This is a genomic window from Maledivibacter sp. (assembly GCA_025210375.1).
Taxonomy (GTDB): Bacteria; Bacillota; Clostridia; order Peptostreptococcales; family Caminicellaceae; genus JAOASB01.
In genome coordinates this window covers 1-19,780 of sequence record JAOASB010000007.1, presented here as the reverse complement: position 1 = coordinate 19,780, position 19,780 = coordinate 1, and the positions used below count along the sequence as shown (strand labels likewise).

Sequence of the window (19,780 nt, the reverse complement as noted above, 5' to 3'; positions counted from 1 at the left end):
ATTTAAATTTCCGATCTAAGGCACATTAAAAAATAAACAGGTCGGATTGTTAAGTAATTTTCATTATTTTTTCCATATGCCTAATGATCCACCTATATCCAATTATAACAGATAATCAGAACACTCTGATAATTTTTTTTGCAATTTTATTGTAAGGTTTGCATTTTTTTTTGAATTTATACTTATGTACATTTTTATACACTTTTAAAATCTTCAATAACCATTTGAGGCTTGATATTCCCATTCCATTCATTAATGTCTACAGAAAAAGCAACATCCATAGAAGCGGGTTGTCCCAGCTTTACATATCTTTCTGTTAATGAAAATCCTATTCCATCTAAAGTGACACTGCCCCTATTTCCCACAAATTTTAGATGCTTACCATCGGTTCCACAACCCCTTGTCTTAGTTCTCTCAACCTCTATATCCTTTATGACAAACAAAGGCCTAGGATTCCCCATTCCATAGGGCTCTAGTTTTGATATATTGTCCACAAGCTGGGTAGTGAAATCCTCTGATTTGATCTCCGTCATAATATTTAATTTTGGTACAAATATATCGGGATTTTCTTTTTTGATTCTTTTAGCTCTGAAGTCTAATCTAGACCTTAGTTCATCTAGCTTTTCCTCTTCTATGGAAAATCCACAAGCCATGCCATGACCTCCAAAGCCTAGAAAAAGATCAGAGCAGTTTTTCATTTCTTCATATATATTTATTCCCGATATACTTCTACCACTTCCCTTTAAATATCCATCTTCACTTTTTGTAACCACTAATGTGGGTTTATAAAAAATATCCTTTATCTTTCCAGCAACGATCCCAATGACCCCTTCTGAAATATTATCTGCACGTAGGACTAAAAAATCCTTATCGGTATATTCTTTTTCAACAATACCCTTACACAGCTTTTCCCCTACCTCTTGGACATCTCTTCTCTCTTTATTCAAATCATATAAGTATTTCGATAATTTTGTAGCTGCGGCTATATCCTTTGAAATAAGCAGCTGTACACCATATTTTGCATCCTCAAGTCTCCCAGCTGCATTGAAGCATGGTCCTATTACAAATCCAATCCTTCCTGCGGTTATTTCTTTATCCTTAAGGCCTACTATCTGTCTTAAAACAGAAATACCTAAACGTCTATTTGCATTTATACTTTTTAATCCATATTTAATGAGAGTTCTATTTTCGTCCACAAGGGGTACAATATCACAAATGGTTCCAAGGGTAACCAAATCTAGAAGTCTTGATAATGTACCTTTAGGTAATCCCAAGGTTTTCTGAATTGCTTGTGCAAGCTTGAATGCTATACCACAGCCACATAATTCCTTAAAGGGATAGTCATCGCCTTCTTGTTTTACATCGAGTATTAAACAATTTGGCAGCTTCTCCGGAGGATTATGGTGATCAGTAACTATCACTTCTAATCCTAATTCATTTGCATAATCCACTTCCTCAACGGAACTAATTCCATTATCTACTGTAATAATAAGCTGAGCCTTCATTTCTTCTTTTATGTGCTTTATAGCTTCTATATTCAGTCCATAACCCTCGGTAAAACGGTTAGGTATGTAATAATCTATATTTTTAGTTATTCCACCTAAAAATTCTAATAACAATGATGTTGCTGTAACCCCATCCACATCATAATCTCCAGCAATTACAATCCTATTGCCCTTTGTGATATGCCGAATAATTGTGCCTACAGCCTCGGTCATATTTTTTATGATAAAGGGGTCATAGGTCCTTTGGGGTTTATCACTTAAAAATTCTTCTATATCTTTTTTTTCAGTAATCCCCTTACTACGGAGTATACCTTCAACTATAGATAAGCCCTCAACCTTTTCAGAAACTATATTCCAAACCTTCTCCATGAGAATCCTCCAATCAAACAATGATAAAATATATAAACATTTTATCATATGATATGAGCCATATTCAAAAAAATAAATCCAAGGTTATTTCCTTGGATTCAGATTGTAGACAAAGTCTACAAGATGACAGGCTGCCTAAAGACCTGAAGTTCGAGGCGTGGTGAAACCGAGAGGCCGCAGCGTATATAGACATACGTAAGGGTTCTTGGTTTCAGCAGCAACGAAGAAATTCGGGTTTTTAGGCAGCTTAAATCCAAGGTTATTTCCTTGGATTTATTTTTACTTTCTGTTAAAAAAATTGTTTAAGAGATTTGGTAGTTGGTTTTGTATTTGTTGCTGTATCTTCTGCTTAATCTGCCTTTGGATCATGCCCTGTATCTGTTGCTGTAGCATTCCTTCAATCTGATTACTAAACTGTCTTTGAACTTGTCTTTGAGCCTGATGCTGAAATTGTCTGTTAGCTATTTGGTTTATTGGCGATCTTAATGGCCGCTGCATTTGCATCATTTGTTGCATCTGTATAGGTCCTTGTAATTGCCTTACCAGCTGTAAAGGCCCTTGTATCTGCTGAATAAATCTTAATGGTCCTTGGATTTGCTGTATAAATCTTAGTGGCCCTTGTATCTGTTGTATGAATCTCATAGGGCCCTCTAATTGCTTAAATACCTCCAAGAGTTTTTTCATCTGCTCTAATGTTTCTGCATCTTCTCCTTTAAAAAATTCTTCAAGTAGATCCTCAATCGAAGGTGCTTGTGTAGCGGGGTCTATTAATGAATTATTTTCAGTATTAGTTAATTCATCTGCGGAGTTATCATCATTTTCCTCAATATAATCTTCTATATCAATTATTTTTGACTCATCTTTATAATCGTCCTTCATTTGCCTTAAACCTCTTCTTCTATTCATAATACTATCATGCTTCCCCCCTTTATGCTCTATTGATACTACCCATAGATCAATAATATAGATGTTGGATTTTGAAAATTAATAAAAAGAACGTTCAATCCGACAAGAATTTAGAGAAAACTTTATCTTCAAGCTTTGAGAAAAATTCTAACGCTCCCGTTCAGCGTCCATGCCTCATGGCCTAAGAACTGACGTCCTGTCAGTTCTACGAATTTTTTATAAATCTTTCAGATAGTTTTCTTACTAAATTCTTGAAGTCATTCTCTTTTCTTTTTATTAATTTTCTTAGTCACATATCTATATAGGGTTTTCATAGTATAAGTTAAAATCTATATAAAAACCCCTATACCTGGAGATATTTATGGAAAACCATTTATTCTGTTTTCACTATCATAGTATGACAAGGAATGAAAGACTGTGTAGACACTAGTCTAAATTTATAATAAAAAAACTGTATCATTTATCAATGTATTGATAAGGATACAGTCCTATGTTTTTACTAATTTGAGGATAATGAGCATATATCTAGAGTTCAAAGTATGGTTTTAACTATAGGAATCCCAATAAATCTTTTGCATTTTTATTCCTTGAAAAGCATTGAAGCTCTTGCTATTTAAAAAATCAAAATGTGGATTTATAGGTGGGTTCTATATAGAATATCTATGCTCTTATACTTTATATAATATATAGGTTGATAAGGGAGCAATGATTGCTTCATCAATAAAATATTTTACGCCCCTTGACATACCCCTTACATTTACTTCAGATTCATTTGCAATAACCTTCCATTCTCCCCTTAAGGGAAGCTTGATTTTCACTTCATCTCTATTTGAATTATGGGCTATAACCATGGGGCTATAATCCTCTTTATAGGGAGATGTCAAAGTATATGCAACGGTTTTATCCGGAGAATCTAAAAATTCAAGACTTTTTCTTATCTTTTCACCTCTATCTAATGCCATAACTTTCTGACTTTTTCTAAGGGCAACTAGATTTTTTATATATTCATATGTGTCAGAATAATATTTTTTTCTATTCCAATCTATACCATTTATACTATCTCCTGAATTATAGCTATTATGATTACCCTTCTTGGTTCTTAAAAATTCTGTTCCCCCCTGTATAAAGGGTATACCTTGGGAGGTAAGTATGATAGATAATGCCAATCTATTCATCCTTTCCCTTTCTTCATCGGTAGCATATCCATTACTCTTCAAAATTTTATCAAACAGGATTAGATTATCATGGGAGCTTACATAATTTATGGTCTCACTAGGCTCCTGAGCGAATCCTTTTAATTCAAAATTATAGTCTATGCTCCCAGCAATTCCCTTTTTAATCTCACTTTTTAATCCTGAGGCTCCATTAATAAAGCCTCTCTGTATTCCATCATTATCTCCTTTTATGGAATTCCTGAAATCATCATTAAATAAAGCTATCTCAGTACCTCTTTGTTTCCCTTTCCTAAACTGCAATTCGTAGTCAAGGGATGAATCTCCCCCTGTCCACGGCTCTCCATAAATTAAAATATGGGGATTAATTTTCTTTAACTCTTTACTTATTTCCTTCATTGTGTCTATATCATGTAAGGCCATCAGATCAAATCTGAAACCATCGATTTTATATTCTTTAGCCCAGTACTTTAGGGAATCTAATATAAATTTCCTCATCATGGGTTTTTCTGAGGCCGTTTCATTTCCACAGCCTGAACCATTTGTATATATACCATTTATATTTCTTCGATAATAGTAATTAGGTACCAGTATTTCAAAGGGACTTTTTTCTATATTAAATGTGTGATTATATACAACATCCATAATGATCCTTATTCCACTTTCATGTAGCTTTATTATCATCTCTTTAAATTCTTTGATCCTAACTGCTCCATCGTATGGATTTGTAGAATATGACCCTTCAAGCACATTATATAGATAGGGGTCATATCCCCAGTTATACTCACCTTCCTTTGTTTCATCTATACTTGAAAAATCAAAGACTGGTAATAAATGAAGATGGGTAATTCCAAGTTCTAATAGATGATCTAATCCTGTTGCTAAACCATCTATTGATTTAGTCCCCTTTTCTGTGAATGCCAAATACTTACCTTTATTTTTTATACCCGAATTTCTATCGATAGAGAAATCCCTTATGTGCATTTCATATATTATTGATTGAGTACTTTCTATAGGTTTAGGCATTAAATGGTTATCCCATCCCTTGGGATTAATTAATTGAAAATCTACTATCATTCCTTTACTTCCATTTACAGCTGCTCCCTTGGTATAAGGGTCTGGTGTCTCGATTTCTTTTCCATTTGCAAGCACTAGATAATTATAATATTTATTACTATAATCACCTTCTAACCTTAAAAACCATATCCCATTTTCATCCCTGATCATGGGATATGCTTTTCCTTGTTTATCATCATAGCTTTCATATATTATGGTTTTTACATCATCCCTGGTTGGTGCCCAAACCTTAAATACTGTAAATGCTTTATTATAAGTTGCTCCTAAATCATTTCCACTATAAATATAATTCTCCCATTTTATTAAATCATTACTCAACTGCCACTGCACTCCTTAGGATTTCAAAAATAATTACTAAATAGTTTTATATCCCATACACTAGAAGCATATTCATATATTGTCCTATCACTTGAAAATATTCCCGATGAACCTATGTTTATTATGGACATTTCGAGCCATTTGGATTTTTCTCTATATAACTCATCTATTCTCTCTTGAGCCTTAACATAGGAATCAAAATCCTTTAATACAAAGTATTCATCATTATGCTTAAGAAGGGAATCATATATGATTAAAAACTCTTCATGCTTTACGGGGAAAAATCCATTTATAAGCCTATCTATTACAGTTTTTAGCCTTATATCATCATTATATAAATCTATAGAGTTATATGTTCCACTACTATATAGTTCAAATATCTCTTTTTCCTTTAGCCCAAATATAACTATATTTTCTTTTCCTACAACATCCTTTATTTCAACATTAGCACCATCAAGGGTTGCTATTGTAATCGCTCCATTCATCATAAATTTCATATTCCCTGTTCCAGATGCTTCCTTAGTTGTTGTTGATAATTGCTCACTTACATTAGCTCCTGGAATTATCTGCTGTGCCAAGGTTACTCCATAATTCTCCATAAATACAACCTTTAGCTTATCTTTGATTCTTTTATCATTATTTATTTTGTAAGCTAAAGTATTAATTAACTTTATGGTCTGTTTTGCTATATAATATCCCGGTGCAGCTTTTCCGGCAAATATGAAGGTCCTAGGAACTATATCGAGGTCTGGATTTTCAATAAGCCTATCGTACAGATACATTATGTGTAATAGATTTAACTTTTGTCTTTTATACTCATGAAGCCTCTTTGCCTGTATATCAAAAATAGATTCTGGGTCTACATTTATTGCATACTTATCCCTAATAATATTTGCTAATCTATACTTATTGTTTTGTTTTATTTTATAAATTTTTTCTTGAAATCCAGGATCATTTCTATATCTTAATAACCTTCTTAACTTCATGGGCAAAGCTATCCATATCTCTCCTATGGTATCTGTTATTAGATCTGCCAACTCAGGATTACATTGTAGAAGCCATCTTCTATGGGTGATTCCATTGGTCTTATTATTAAATCTTTTAGGATATATATTATAAAAATCTACAAATTCTTGTTTTTTTAATATTTCAGTGTGTAATTTAGCTACACCATTTACACTATGACTTCCTACAATAGCTAAATGGGCCATCCTAATCTGTCCATAGGATATTATTGCCATTTGTGCTATTTTATCAAAGTCATTGGTATACCCTTTATCCCATAAAGTCCTACAAAATCTTTCGTTTATCTCCTTTATGATCATGAATATACGTGGAAGCAAGGCTTTGAACATATCTATATTCCATTTTTCTGAAGCCTCTGCCATAATAGTATGATTAGTATAGGACATTGTTTTAGTAGTCACCTTCCAAGCTTCTTCCCATGCCATGCCTTCTTCATCCATGAGTATCCTCATGAGTTCAGGTATAGCCAATGCTGGATGGGTATCATTTATATGTATTGCCACATATTCATGGAAAGCTTCTATTGGCTTTTCTAGCTTTTTAAATGTCCTAATAATGCTTTGTATACCAGCAGAAACTAAAAAGTACTCCTGCTTTAATCTTAAAATTCTTCCCTCTTCATAGGAATCATCTGGATATAGAACCTGGGAAATTGATTCAATGGAATGCTTATGTTCAAAGGCTTTTAAATACTCTCCCCTACTAAATGAAGAATAGTCGAATTCCTTTTTTTGAGCTTCTGCACTCCAGAGTCTTAGGGTATCGACTATATTATTTTCATATCCCACTATGGGTGTATCATATGGAACTGCTAATATGGACTCATAGTTTTCATGGATAAATTTCAGTCTCCCTTTTTCATTTATAGCCCTTACTTCGCCTCCAAATTTAACCTCCACAGCCTTACTTGTTCTTTTTATCTCCCACACATTTTCATTTTGAAGCCATTTGTCTGGAAACTCTACTTGATATCCATCTATTATTTTTTGTTCAAAAAGACCGTATTTATATCTTATTCCACAGCCATGACCTGATATACCAATAGAAGCCATGGAATCTAAAAAACATGCCGCCAATCTTCCAAGCCCACCATTTCCCAAGCCCGGGTCTCTTTCGATTTCTTTGATTTTTTCCAAATCTATGCCTAACTCCTTTAAACCATGTACACAAGTATCCTTTATTCCCAGATTTATGAGATTATTTACGAGGAGCTTTCCAATAAGGAATTCCATAGAAAAATAGTATACCTGCTTTTCTTTATTACTGATATATTTTGTATTGGTCTTTACCCAATTTTCACATATATAATCTTTTATAAGGCTGGCTAAAGCATAATATTTATCTAAGTCCGAAGCTTCTTCAATACTATTTGCTCTTTCAGACTCTACTTTTTTTATAAAATCAGCCTTAAACTTCTCCTTGGTCAGTCCCATAAAACCAACTCCCTTTTATATACCTTCTCATACAAATCCTTATAAATCTTAGCTGAATTTTTCCAGCTATAGTCTTCCTTCATGGCATTAGTTACTATTCTCATCCATGTATTTTCATCTCTATAAAGTCCCAATGCTCTTTTTATTGTATAAAGCATATCGTGGGCATTATAGTTGGTAAAGCTGAATCCATTCCCTTCATGGGTATATTCATTGTATGAAATTATGGTATCCTTTAGCCCCCCTGTTTCTCTTACAATAGGGATTGCTCCGTATCTTAATGCTATTAACTGACCAAGTCCACAGGGTTCAAATTTAGATGGCATTAAGAACATATCAGAAGCGGCATAAATTTTATGGGCAAGGGCTTCATCAAATAGAATATTGATAGCAATTTTATTTGAATATTTGCTTGCATATTCCCTCAGCCTGGATTCAAAATAGGGCTCTCCAGTTCCCAAAATAATCATTTGAATATCTTCGGTCATTAGTTCATCCAATACATGTAATAATAGGTCTAGGCCCTTCATATGGGCCAACCTAGAAACCATTCCTATTACGGGTACATCCTTCCTTTGGGGCAAATTTAAAAGTTTTTGAAGCATTACTTTATTTTCTTTTTTTCCTTCCGGCAAATCAATATTGTACCTTGTAAAAATATCCTCATCCCTTTCGGGATTATATAATTCATAATCTATACCATTCGTAATACCATATAGGTCTTCTTTCCTCAATTTGATAATACCATCTAGCTTCTCACCATAATATGGATTCTGTATTTCCCCTGCATAGGTGCTGCTAACTGTAGTGACTATATCTGAATAGTTAATTCCTCCCTTCATAAAGCTCACCCCACCATAAAACTCAAGGGAATTTACATGGTAATATTCCATACTTAGACTTAATAAATCTCCTAATATCTCCTTTGGGAATACCCCTTGATATCTTAGATTATGTATAGTAAAGATAGTCTTAATTCCTTCGTATAAAGGATTGCTTTTATAGTGTTCCTTTAACAATGTACTTAAAATCCCAGTGTGCCAATCATTACAATGAATAATATGGGGTATAAAATCTATATTGGCTATGGTTTCTAATACAGCTCTACAAAAGAAAGAATATCTTTCTCCATCATCATAAAATCCATATATACCATCTCGTTTGAAATAATATTCATTATCTATAAAATAGAATGGTATACCTTCATACTCTAAATATTCTACTCCACAATATTGTTTTCTCCATCCTACGGGTACATTGAAATTTTTTTGAAATGTCATGGCCTTCTTGAATATTTCATGTATTTTTGAATACTTTGGAAGTATTATTCTGACGTCTATATCCAGATTCCTTAGTTCCTTAGGTAAAGAAAATGCTACATCTGCTAGTCCCCCGGTTTTTACAAAAGGAACTACTTCCGATGCCACATATAATACTTTCAACATATTTATACCTCCACGTCTTTTATAACTTCATATTTTTCTTAATTACAAATGAATTTTTTTTATCTCCATATAACACCTTTCCCCTTGTTATATGAACATATTTATCGAGGATGACATTTTTTAGATAAACTCTTTCTTCAATAACACTTTTGCTCATAACTATGCTGTCCTTGACAACAGCTCCCTTTTTGATTACTACACCTCTACCAACTATACTATTTTCCAGAGTGCCTTTAATTACACAGCCATTTGCCACAATAGAATTTGTCACCTTGGCGCTATCTGTATACTTTGTTGGAGGTTCGTTTTTGACTTTGGTATAGATTAACCCATTCTTATAAAACAACTCCTGGGAAATCTTTATATCCAATAGTTCCATATTGGTTTTATAATAATTTTGTATGGAATTGATACATGATAAATATCCTCTAAAGGGATATGCATTAACATTTAAATTTTTCATATTTAAAAAAATTGCTTGTTTCAAATATTCACTTTCACCGGTTGAAATACTTTTTTGAATTATTTCTAAGAATAATTCCTTTTTCATAATATACATTTCCATTGACATATTATAAAATTTTGTTTTTCCAGTATTTTTTCCTATACTTATCACCTTGCTGCTTGCATCCAGATTCAATGTGTCACAATTTATAAATTTATGGTGATGGTTTTCCATATTCTTATAGATTATAGTAATATCTGCACCGGTTTTTTTATGATATTTAAGTGCATCACCATAATTAACATTGCAAATCATATAGCTTCTAGTTAAAAGTACATATTTTTGTTTGCTATGCTCAATATAATCCATATGATTCTTAAAATTCTCTATATCTCCTTTATTTGTTATCATTTCATCCAGATTGATTACTGGATTTAATACAAATAGCCCATCTATTTTCCTATCTAAATCCCAATCCTTACCGGTTCCTAGATGATCCATCAGTGATCGGCTTTTCCCCCGAGTAAATATGGCCACATTATGTATTCCAGCATTAACCATATTAGATAAGGTATAGTCTATAACTCTATATCTCCCCGCAATGGGTATGGTGGCAATGGGTCTATTGTAAGTAATTTCCTTTATTGCACCTTCACTTTCACTAAGGTTAATTATTCCCATAAGCTCTTTCAAGTCTTATCCCCCTTTTAAGATAAAGTTTAAAATTAACATTAAGTATTTGGGTCAATTATCTTTGGTAGCAGATTTAAACTATTCATTTACTACAATTATCTCATTTGAATTTTTATTGATTATACTACTTCCTTGTCTTACTGTAACCTCACTCATGACTATGGCCCTTTTAACTATCACATGATCTTCAATTCTAGTATTGGGCATTATTACAGAATCTACTACCCTTGAATTTTTGCCTATAAATACACCCGGAAACAATACAGAATTTTGAACCTCCCCATGTACAACACAACCTTCATTCAAGAGAGAAGATTTGACACTGCCAGTGTTGCTAATATAATGGGGTGGGCTAGTGGGATTTTGAGAATATATCCTCCAGCTTCGATCATACAAATTGAGCTTATTATCTTCACTCAATAAATCCATATTTGCTTCCCATAAACTTTCAACGGTACCTACATCCTTCCAGTAACCATTAAACACATGGGCATATACATCCAGTCCCCTGTTTACCATCTTAGGAATAATATCTTTACCGAAGTCATTATTGGAGCTTTCATCCCCTTCATCTTCAAGCAAGTACTGTTTGAGTATCTTCCAATTAAATATATAAATTCCCATTGAAGCCAAGTTACTCTTTGGTTTTTGAGGCTTTTCTTCAAACTCATATATTTTATTATTCTCGTCTATATTCATTATTCCAAATCTATGGGCTTCGTTTAAAGGTACCTCAATAACTGCAATTGTGGCTTCAGCAGATTTTTGTTTATGATATTCCATGAGTACAGAATAATCCATTTTGTATATGTGATCCCCCGATAATATTAAAACGTATTCTGGTTCATATTTATCTATAAAATCCATATTTTCATATATAGCATTTGCAGTACCCTTATACCATCTACCTCCATTAGGCCCCACATAGGGTGGTAGAATTGTAACCCCTCCATCCTTCCTATCTAAATCCCATGGACTTCCAATTCCTATATGAGAATTTAATACTTGAGGCTGATACTGTGTTAATACTCCAACTGTATCTATATCGGAATTCAAGCAATTACTTAATGTGAAATCAATTATTCTGTACTTACCTCCAAAGGGTACGGCAGGTTTTGCTAATCTTCTAGTTAATTTTTTCAATCTAGATCCTTGACCTCCAGCTAATAACATGGCCACAATCTCTTTTTTATGATCTCCCATGGATGAATCCCCCTTATTTGTTAGTTCCAAGTTTTAGGTTGCAAGTTACAAGTTTTTGGGTCATTCTCTTGGGTCATTAAAGGCATTTAACTTATAATCTAAAGATTTTGCTTTTTTTTTAATAAACAATGCCCCAAGGGGCGGAATTTTTATTCGGATTGAATGGGGTTGATTATGCCAGTTACTGTTATAGGATTTAATATTGTCACAGTTTATTACCCCTTTCCCTCCAAACTTCTCTAAATCACTATTAAAAACTTCCTTATATTCACCCCCATAGGGTACTCCTACTTTGTAATCATACCTAGCTACAGGAGTGAAATTGCATATAATTATTATGAATTCATCTTCTTCTATTCCTTTTCTCATGAAGGCTATCACACTTTGTTCATTGTTCTGATGATCTATCCATGAGAAGCCCTTGTAATCACTATCTAATTGATACAAGGATTTTTCTCTTTTGTATAAGTGATTTAGTTCTTTCACAAAACTTTTAATTTTATGATGCATATCAAAATCTAAAATCCCCCAGTCCAATTCCCTTTGATAATTCCATTCTATAAACTGGGCAAATTCACTGCCCATAAACAATAGCTTTTTACCGGGATGCCCTATCATATAGGAATATAGCACCCTCAAATTAGCAAACTTCTCCCAATACCCTCCTGGCATCTTCTCTATCAATGATTTTTTCCCATGAACTACTTCGTCGTGGGATAAGGGCAATATATAGTTTTCAGTAAATGCATAGGTGAATGAAAAGGTTATTAGGTTATGATGCCATTTCCTATATATGGGGTCCATTTCCACGTACCTCAACATATCATTCATCCATCCCATATTCCACTTGAAATTGAAGCCCAGCCCATCTATATGGATTGGAGCCGTTACACCAGGCCATGATGTGGATTCTTCAGCAATCATAAGGCCATGGGGAAAATCATTAAATACAGTTTTATTTAGCTTTTTTAAGAACTCCATGGCTTCAAGATTTTCTCTTCCACCATATTTATTTTTTACACAGTCACCATCCTTTTTCCCATAATCCAGATAAAGCATATAGGATACCGCATCTACCCTTAATCCATCTATATGATAAATATCAAACCAAAATATAGCATTTGATATTAAAAAGCTTACTACCTCCCCTTTGCTATAATCAAAGACTGCCGTTCCCCACTCAATATTCTCGGCCATTTCTGGTGTATCATATTCATAAACCGCTTCTCCATCAAATTTGTATAGTCCATGGTCATCCTTACAAAAATGACCCGGTACCCAATCCAATATTACCCCTACATTACTTTGATGGCATCTATCTACAAAATACATAAAGTCTTCTGGACAGCCATATCTACTTGTAACAGAAAAGTATCCTGTTGTTTGATAACCCCACGAGCCATCAAAGGGATGTTCCATAAGTGGCAATATTTCAATATGGGTATATCCCATTTCCACAACATATGTAAGGATGTCATCTATGATTTCTCTATAGTTTAAAAAATCTCCATCATATTTTCTTTTCCATGAGCCTAAATGTAATTCATAAATGTTCATTGACCCATGATAAATATCCCCATTTTTTTTGTTTTGCCATTCCTTATCCTTCCATTGATACTTTTCTAGGCATGTTATTATTGAAGCAGTATTTGGTCTCAATTCTGAATAAAAGGCATAGGGATCGGATTTTAAGATTTTGCTTCCATTTTTAGTATGAATTTCATACTTATATATTTCTCCTTCCCTTAATCCAGAAATAAATATATTCCAAATCCCTGAATCACCTATTGGTTTCATATCATACCCAAAGCCCACCCAATTATTAAAATCACCAACAACATTTACATGCTTAGCATTAGGTGCCCAAATATTAAAATTGACACCCTTTAATCCTTTGTATTCCCTTAAATGTGATCCTAAGAAGTTATAAGATTTGTAGTGATTCCCTTGATGAAAAAGATATGTATCCAATGTCCCAGTAGAAATATAGTCAATGGTAATTCTATCCACAGTTTTTTCTCCTCCTTTGTTACTGCGTTCTTCTTTTTTTCCATAAACTTCACTTAAGTTTATAAATGCCTTTTATATAAATCATTTTTTTTACTTTTCTATATATATGCAAATAAATTAAAATATACTAGCTTTTTAATCTTTTTTACAAAAATATAATTTTTTCAAATAAAAAAAGGGCATCTGCCCCTAAGTTTTGATCATACTTAGTTGGGAAAATGCCCCTTATAAGGATTGCTCCTTGATTTCAATTCTAATCTTGGTGAAATTTCTGAATATTTTTTATTGTTTTCTTATAACTATACATCCTCTCATCAGCAATTTTGACTAATTGATCATAGTTTTTACCATCATATGGAAATTTTGCGATGCCATAACTAAACTCACATATGATATTATTCTGTTCAAATATAATCGGATTATTTCTAAAATCCCTAATTAAGTCTTCAAACATTTTTCCTGTTTTTTCCCATTCATCAGTAGAAAAAATAGCTATAAATTCGTCCCCACCAAATCTTGCAAAATAATCCTCCGATCCAATTAAATCACTTAAACTATTAGAAAAGACTCTTATTAACTTATCACCTGCCAAATGTCCATAGTTATCATTTACAAACTTCAGTCTATTTAAATCGAATAATACTAACAGAAACTCTTTTTTATTTATAATGGCATCTTTAATGTAGCTACCAAACAGTTCTTCAAAATAACTTCTATTATACACATTAGTTAGCTTATCATATCTTGACAGATATATTATTTCTTTATAAAGCCTATGATTGCTAATTAATATGGCAATTTGATTGCTAAGATATCCCATCATATCAAGATCATACTCATCAAATGAATGATTACTGCTACTATCAACATTTACAAAACCATATAGTTCACCGTCTACTACTATTGGGGCACTAATTGAGGACTCTATTTTAGCACCTCTGTAATTTTCTAAAATATTAGGGAACCGATCCTTAAGCATTTCTTGAATATCATTTATAATAATTGCATTATCTAATTTACCCTTAGTTTTAATCCATAAAAAGGTATCCTTTAGGTTAAGAAAATAGCTTTTTGATTTTTCTTCATCATACCCTTTACAAGCGGCAACGCTTAAATTTTTATCTTCATTCAAAACCAAAACACATGAAAATTCAGCATTATCAATTACTTGTGATATCTTATCTAAAACTAAGTTAAATAACTCATTAATATTATTTGTTGCTATAATGGCTTGATTTATTGCTATAGCGGCATCCTTCATTTTCAATAGTCTTTCAATATTCTTTGCTGCAAGCTTTCTCTCTGTAATATCCATTATTACACCTACTAAACCGCTGGCACCATCATTTTTATCTTTGATAGTCGCTTTATTAAAGATAACATCACGCAATGAATGGTTTTTGTACATAAACTTGGCTTCATAGATTTGCTTCCCCTTATTATTCATAAGCTCATTATCAGCTCTATAGTAAATATCAGCAAGCTCCTTTGGATAAATATCATGAACCCCTTTACCTATAACCTCTTCATATTCTTTATCTAAGTATTCTAGAAATGCGGTATTACAATGTTTATATATACCATCACTATCTTTATAAAATATTGGATTTGGAATAGTATTAATAACAGTTTGAAGAAACTTTAAGTTTTCTTGTAAAGCTTCTTCTACTTTCTTATCTACACACTTTCTTTTTAATATTTCCATATTGTCTCACCCCCTAGCAGATTACAAATATTTGAACCTTGGTCTGAAGTCAATGTTATCTATAATAATATATAATTTGAGGAAATTGCATAACTCTTACTTGGCTAGGCCTAATATGCAAATATCATCCTGCAAGACTCTCTGGACTAAGTTAAAGATATAGGTAATATTAAATTTACAGACTATTCAATATTTTTCATAGTGTTATTATATCATATCCCAAGCACAAATTATCTCATATATTATTAAAAATACTACTTATTCTTTTTCCAAAATGAAGTGATGCGAGATTCTACTTGTTGCGGTGATGAAACGGTTATATTATGACTCCACTCTCTTGGAAAAATCATTCTATAGGAACTATAGATAAAACGATCGTCTATCAGCAAAATAACTCCTTTATCCTTTTCAGTACGTATAACTCGTCCTGCGGCCTGTAGAACTTTATTCATACCAGGGTACATATAGGAATAATTAAATCCCTTATCATTTTTTTCATTAAAGTAATCTCTTATTATATTTTTTTCTAAACATATTTGTGGCAATCCTACTCCCACTATTATTGCTCCCCTCAGTCTATCCCCTTTGAGGTCTATTCCCTCTGAAAAAACACCACCCATTACAGCAAAGCTTACAAGTGTTTGCCTTGGATTGTGATTAAAACTACTTAGATATTCTTCCCTTTCTTCCTCTGTCATGGTATTCCTTTGGATAATAGTATTGTATTTAGGATACTTTTCTTTAAATACTTCATAGACATCATGCATGTATCTATATGAAGGAAAAAAGGCCATATAGTTTCCCCTTTCCTTTGATACTTTTTCTATGTAATCTGCAATTATGCCGTAGCTATTATCCCTGTCCCTATATCTTGTTGATACCTTGCCACCTATCATAAGCAATAAATTTCTCTTGTCAAAGGGAGAGGACAGCTTCAATGTGGTATCCTCGTCATGGCCTCCTAAAATGTCTTTAAAATATTCTATAGGCGATAATGTAGCAGAAAAAAATATGGCCGTTTTGCCTCTTTTAACTGCTTGACTTAATAGATACGATGGATCAAGGCAAAATATTTTAAGCTTTACATCTTTATTATCTTGCTCCACATAGGTTACATATCTATCATCATAAAATTCTAAAATCCTTGTGAAGCTTAAGGCCTCAAAAAATAAATCTAGAAGTTCCCTATGCCCTTCTTTTCCTTGTTTTGTAGCCAAAAACTCTTCACTTACTGACATCAAATTGTTTAATAAATATGATATATCATCGGGCATTTCATATTGTATATAAAAAAGTTCATCTCCACAAAGTTTTTTCATTTCAAGCATATATGAATTGAGCTTATCTAAGGCCTTTGCTATTTTAGGCTCTTTATCTTTAAAAATCCTTTTTAAATCTAAGAATGGTCTTTTGTAGAGGGTTGCCGAAAACATCTCCCTCGCTCTATCTACTAAATTATGGGCTTCATCTACCAAAAACGTATAGTCATTATTGCCAAATTCAAAAAATCTTTTAAGATACACTCTGGGATCAAAAACATAATTAAAGTCACATATGACCGTATCCGCCCATAGTGCTAAATCTAGGGAAAACTCAAATGGACAAATATTATGCTTTTTTGAATATTCCTCAATTATCCCCCTAGACAATTCGTCTTCATTTCTAAGAATATCCAACAGTCCATCATTAACTCTATCAAAATGCCCCTTTGCATATTCACAATATTCTGGGTCACATCTCGACTCATCCTTAAAACATATCTTATCCTTGGCAGTTAAGGTTAGTGTCTTAAATCTTAAACCCTTTTCCCTCATTTTCATGAAGGCTTCCTTAGCAACCTGTCTAGCTATAGTTTTAGCCGTGAGATAAAATATCTTAGAAGTATGTCCTTCACTAAAGGCTTTTACAGCGGGAAAAAGAGTAGAAATGGTTTTTCCTATTCCTGTTGGGGCTTGAGCAAATAATTTATTTCCATCTCTAATAGTCCTATATACTGAAACTGCAAGCTGTCTTTGTCCAGTTCTATAACCTTCAAAGGGAAATACTAGCTCATTGACTGAATTATTACGTAGAATGCTCCACTCAGATGTAAAGCTTGCCCAAACTATATATTTATCTATGATATCATAAAAAAATTCTTCTATGCTTTTAAAGCTAAAGCTTTTCCTAATACTTTTAACAATTTCCGTTTCTAAATGAAAATATGTTAACTGGACATCTATGTTTGTGAGTTCATTTTGTAGGGCATATATATATGCATAACATTTTGCTTGGGCCCAATGAACTTCATTGTAGTTTTCGTCTATCATTTCTAGAGGTCTAGTAGTAGATTTTATTTCATCTATACAAATTGAATATAAATCTGAATTATTTACCATGAAATCATTAATTTCTACATTATCTTCTAGGTCTTCCTTTATGATCCCATCGGCTCTGCCTTCAATTGAAAATATAAAATCTTTATATTCAAAACTATGCTTTAAAGTAACTTCGGCTTCATAGTTTTCATCTTGAGACCCCTGTACTTTTTGGTGGGCCTTTATTCCTTCCACAGCTCTAGACATACTTCTAAAACTAGTATCTAAATCTCCCGAACGCAGAACAAACTCCACTAAGTTTCTAACTGATATTTTTATCTCCTGCTTATTGCACATATTATCAGCCTTTCAATTAAAAGTAAGTATCTTTGCAGTTATTTATATATCTTAATTAGTATTTTAACAAAATCTGCTATTCATATTATAGCAATAAGGCTTTTATGTTGTCCAATAATATAAGAACAAATAACTAAGCAAATTACATAATTACTTTCTATAAAAACCATATACTATAGATTTCCAAGTTTTTATTTTCCAAAAACATAAAACACCTAAATGAACCTTTCCTATTTTTCATTTAGGTGCCACGGGAAAATATGTATCTAACTGTCAATAATAAGTATTTTAGAGACTCTATCACTTGTCTTCTATCTCAGTTATATTCTTTAATAATATTGAAATCGTCCCATCAATATTAGATATAAATTCTACCTTGTCTCGTCTAGATAGTAATGAAGATGGGAGCTTAATTTCGATTCCATCATTAGTAACTAAACGTTGTTTTTTCATAACTCTTTTCTCAAGATTTTCATTTATATTAATAGATTTTTCCTTTAATCCACGCTTTTCTATCTCTTCTGTATATATTTTTTGCATTTCCGGATTATCTGCAAAGACTTTATCGCTAACCTCTTCAACATTAATGGTATTACTCTCCTCAACACTCTCAGCTATTGCATTCTTTATCTGTGCAATCTTAGTAACATCATCATTACAATATTTTTTTACAACTTTTTTTGATGCTTTATTTATAATATCAATTTTTTCTTTATCCGATAGCACTTCTGTGGAATGAAGTATTTTTCTAGATAGATAAAATTGTTTTTCTCCATCTATTTCATATTTCTTTTCCTTTAATAATATTGAAAAATCATGGATGTTTATTATTATACCTTCATCTATTTTTTGTGTCATTGAAGGTAATGCTGTCCTTTGCTTTATAATATTTATAATTCTACCATTTTCATCCTCACGTAAAAAATGAATATAGGATTCTTTATAATTAAATTTGAAAATTCCAATATGATCTATATTATCTAATTTAAATAGAACAACTATTAAATCTGCCGAGGGAATATCTGGATTTTGATTCATAAGTCTGTACAGCATTGAGGCTATATCCTTACTCACCTTAACAAAATCTTTTTCTCCTTTCTTTAAGCTTAAACAATCCATTCTTACCTCATTATCATTATTTTCAAAGTATACCTTCTTTAAGTCTATATCCTTAAACAATTTAATGATATGGGTTTCTATATATTCATTAATTTCTGGATCTAAGTCATACTCTAAATCTGATAAAACTGGTGTGCCAACTGATGCATCTAATACATGAACAATCAGTTTTTTTATTATTATATTACTTTCCATAACGTATCCTCCTTAGTAACTGAGCAAATTCCATAATCCCCTTATATAAAGGCCATCTACTATATATGATTTAAAAATCTCCAAAGCTATACCACCAAATATGCTATATCTTAAATATTCAAATTAAGGATGATATTCCCATATTAGGCCTAGCCAAGTAAGAGTTATGAGATTTCCTCAACTATTAAAATCTTACTAGAATAATTTATATTTTTCAACCTTAATTTATTGGCAAATATGATTCATATAAATAATAAAAGACAACCCTCATATTATCCTGTGAGAGTTGTCTTATTACTCTGTATTTAACTCATTCATTTTTTGGTGGACTCACCCCTTTATAATTAAATATTTTTAATTATTGTTACTTTAGTATTTGGGATTCTTTTTATCATCTCCTTTTATTTTATATATTATATATATACCTATAAAAAAACTTTTTAAACATATTTTTTAAAAAAATTTTAAATATAAAAAAACCTAAAAGAATTTTATTCTTTCAGGT

11 protein-coding genes are annotated in these 19,780 nt (G+C 32.2%); all 11 read right to left on the bottom strand.

Going from position 1 to position 19,780, the window contains the following annotated elements; translation table 11 throughout:
• Positions 1-194 precede the first annotated feature (194 nt).
• Entirely contained in the window at positions 195-1,874 is a 1,680-nt protein-coding gene (gene recJ / locus N4A68_02335) for a single-stranded-DNA-specific exonuclease RecJ (GenBank protein ID MCT4563154.1), read from the bottom strand.
• A 279-nt stretch (positions 1,875-2,153) separates the two neighbouring features.
• Positions 2,154-2,780 carry a hypothetical protein gene (locus tag N4A68_02330; GenBank protein MCT4563153.1) on the bottom strand — a complete coding sequence of 209 codons (627 nt, stop codon included), beginning with the start codon at positions 2,778-2,780 and terminating at the stop codon, positions 2,154-2,156.
• Positions 2,781-3,448: 668 nt separating this feature from the next.
• Positions 3,449-5,347, bottom strand: coding sequence for a type I pullulanase (gene pulA / locus N4A68_02325; protein MCT4563152.1), 1,899 nt, complete (start codon positions 5,345-5,347; stop codon positions 3,449-3,451).
• A 23-nt stretch (positions 5,348-5,370) separates the two neighbouring features.
• Entirely contained in the window at positions 5,371-7,806 is a 2,436-nt protein-coding gene (locus tag N4A68_02320) for a glycogen/starch/alpha-glucan phosphorylase (protein MCT4563151.1), read from the bottom strand.
• Positions 7,797-9,248 (bottom strand): glycogen synthase GlgA, encoded by a 1,452-nt coding sequence (gene glgA / locus N4A68_02315; protein MCT4563150.1) that lies wholly within the window; start codon positions 9,246-9,248, stop codon positions 7,797-7,799. Before glgA ends, N4A68_02320 begins: the two co-directional genes overlap by 10 nt.
• A gap of 22 nt (positions 9,249-9,270) precedes the next feature.
• Positions 9,271-10,389: a glucose-1-phosphate adenylyltransferase subunit GlgD gene (gene glgD, locus N4A68_02310; GenBank protein ID MCT4563149.1), complete on the bottom strand. Its 1,119-nt coding sequence runs from the start codon at positions 10,387-10,389 to the stop codon at positions 9,271-9,273.
• A gap of 78 nt (positions 10,390-10,467) precedes the next feature.
• Complete coding sequence (locus N4A68_02305; GenBank protein ID MCT4563148.1) at positions 10,468-11,592, bottom strand: glucose-1-phosphate adenylyltransferase; 1,125 nt, start codon at positions 11,590-11,592, stop codon at positions 10,468-10,470.
• 60 nt (positions 11,593-11,652) lie between these two features.
• Positions 11,653-13,602, bottom strand: a complete 1,950-nt coding sequence (gene glgB, locus N4A68_02300) for a 1,4-alpha-glucan branching protein GlgB (protein ID MCT4563147.1) — start codon at positions 13,600-13,602, stop codon at positions 11,653-11,655.
• A gap of 253 nt (positions 13,603-13,855) precedes the next feature.
• Positions 13,856-15,307 carry a diguanylate cyclase gene (locus N4A68_02295; protein ID MCT4563146.1) on the bottom strand — a complete coding sequence of 484 codons (1,452 nt, stop codon included), beginning with the start codon at positions 15,305-15,307 and terminating at the stop codon, positions 13,856-13,858.
• 254 nt (positions 15,308-15,561) lie between these two features.
• The gene (locus N4A68_02290; protein ID MCT4563145.1) at positions 15,562-17,961 is read right to left on the bottom strand and encodes an ATP-dependent DNA helicase; all 2,400 of its coding nucleotides are present in this window, start codon (positions 17,959-17,961) and stop codon (positions 15,562-15,564) included.
• Between the two features lie 300 nt (positions 17,962-18,261).
• The gene (locus N4A68_02285; protein MCT4563144.1) at positions 18,262-19,275 is read right to left on the bottom strand and encodes a nucleoid-associated protein; all 1,014 of its coding nucleotides are present in this window, start codon (positions 19,273-19,275) and stop codon (positions 18,262-18,264) included.
• Between the last annotated feature and the right edge of the window lie 505 nt (positions 19,276-19,780).

What these genes read in the sequence shown, in the direction of transcription:
- recJ (MCT4563154.1), bottom strand. Translation starts at nt 1,874, where the DNA reads ATGGAGAAGGTTTGGAATATAGTTTCTGAAAAGGTTGAGGGCTTATCT.
- N4A68_02330 (MCT4563153.1), bottom strand. Translation starts at nt 2,780, where the DNA reads ATGAATAGAAGAAGAGGTTTAAGGCAAATGAAGGACGATTATAAAGAT.
- N4A68_02320 (MCT4563151.1), bottom strand. Translation starts at nt 7,806, where the DNA reads ATGGGACTGACCAAGGAGAAGTTTAAGGCTGATTTTATAAAAAAAGTA.
- N4A68_02305 (MCT4563148.1), bottom strand. Translation starts at nt 11,592, where the DNA reads ATGGGAGATCATAAAAAAGAGATTGTGGCCATGTTATTAGCTGGAGGT.
- N4A68_02295 (MCT4563146.1), bottom strand. Translation starts at nt 15,307, where the DNA reads ATGGAAATATTAAAAAGAAAGTGTGTAGATAAGAAAGTAGAAGAAGCT.
- N4A68_02290 (MCT4563145.1), bottom strand. Translation starts at nt 17,961, where the DNA reads ATGTGCAATAAGCAGGAGATAAAAATATCAGTTAGAAACTTAGTGGAG.
- N4A68_02285 (MCT4563144.1), bottom strand. Translation starts at nt 19,275, where the DNA reads ATGGAAAGTAATATAATAATAAAAAAACTGATTGTTCATGTATTAGAT.